Source organism: Otoolea muris (assembly GCF_943193115.1).
GTDB lineage: Bacteria > Bacillota > Clostridia > Lachnospirales > Lachnospiraceae > Otoolea > Otoolea muris.
This window is the reverse complement of sequence record NZ_CALPCY010000148.1, coordinates 1-1,452: the sequence shown is the minus strand read 5'-3', so window position 1 is coordinate 1,452 and position 1,452 is coordinate 1. Positions and strand designations below refer to the sequence as shown.

General features: G+C 58.1%; 2 protein-coding genes. Both read right to left on the bottom strand.

The genetic code is table 11. From position 1 onward, the window contains the following. On the bottom strand, positions 1-863 hold an 863-nt coding region (locus tag NFS31_RS26715; protein WP_251502109.1), incomplete at its 3' end, for a phage minor head protein. Further along, a partial coding sequence (locus NFS31_RS26710; RefSeq protein WP_331482900.1) for a phage portal protein family protein occupies positions 845-1,452 on the bottom strand: 608 nt, incomplete at its 5' end. The genes NFS31_RS26710 and NFS31_RS26715, both read right to left, overlap by 19 nt.

Below are 1,452 nucleotides of genomic sequence, written 5' to 3'. Positions count from 1 at the left end.
AGGAGCCTCCCGCCGAAATCAAAATCGTCATCCATGCCCACTTCCGTCCCGTCCAGGGATGCGCACACATCGCACACGGCGTCGTCCCCGGAAGTACACCACCGTTTCTTAAGCTCCCCCAGGTATCCTGCCGCCTGCGCCTGCCTTATCCCTTCATCCGCGCCCCGGTTGTATGCAAAAGCAGTCTCTGTCCGGGCAATTACCATGGCCCGCTGCCGGTGCTTCCTCTCCGCATACTTCTGCGCGGCGTCCAGCGCCTTTTTCCGGATGCTCTCCGGTTTCATGCGCGGGTGATCCTGTTTCAGTTTCGCCGCTACGCTGTCGTAAAGCCGGGCCGTTGCCTTTGCGTCCTTTACGGTCAGGCCGACGCAGGGGCGGATCAGGCGGGACAGCTCATCCACTGTATGGCTGTCCCTCATCTTCTTCGCCACAAGGGCGGCAACCGCGTCTTTCTGCTGCTGCGTGACATGCGTGACAAACTCTGCGCCGCGTTTGCTGATCCAGTCCATCATTCCCGGCGTCTGCAGGTTAAACTCAAAACCGAGGCCGTCCAGGACCGGCTGCCCCGACGGGCCTGCTGCCGCTGCGCCTGACCATACCTTATACAGCATACCGGATACCAGCACCGAATAATCCTGCATCCACAGGCGGATCGTTTCCCGGTCTATTTCCCCGTCCTTTACCGCCTGCCGGAGCTCCTGGTAAGTAATTGCGTCCTGCTGGTCCTTCCAGAACCCGCAGAGGATTTCAACAGGCTCATCGCAGTTATGTTCCAGGTATTCCTCAAGCCGGCGCAGCACTTCCCGGCTGCCCTCCGGCTTTGCCTTTTTCACCCTGGACGGGGCTATGATCCGGAATGCCATACGCCGCTCCCCCTTCCCAGACGCCTTTTAGCCGCCTCTACCGTTTCCTCCGGTATTTCATCGTCCCCGGCGTCCGGAGGGGCATCCCCGGCCGTTTCGGGCTCCGGAGGCTGGCTCTGCTCCTGCTGCCGCTTCCGTTCCGGGCCCATTGTGTCATAGGTCCTTCCCGGCAGATGGCCCGCCTGGCGGATGTAATCCTCCAACCCGTCATCCGGTACAAGGACGCCAATGCCGACCATATCTTTTATAAATGCCGAAACCTTTGTGATATCCGCGTCTTCAATATCCCCGTGTGTCATTTTTGGGTACTCTGTGATACCAGCAAAATGCTGCCTGTTTATATCTATCAGGGCCGGGATCCCCTGGCTGTTGAATGTCTCACAGATGATGTCAAGAAAAGCGCCTATAGCGACTGCGAACAGTTGCGTCTTATCGGAGCTTAACGCCCAGCTCCCTGTTTTGTCATGCCCCAGGAATATAAAATCCGCCAGGACCGTCATTGCGATCCTGGTATCATAGCGGTTAATCACCGCATTGGTGTCAAACTGTCGCGCCCCGCCGGAGGTTAAAAGCTCCAGCTTATAGTTGT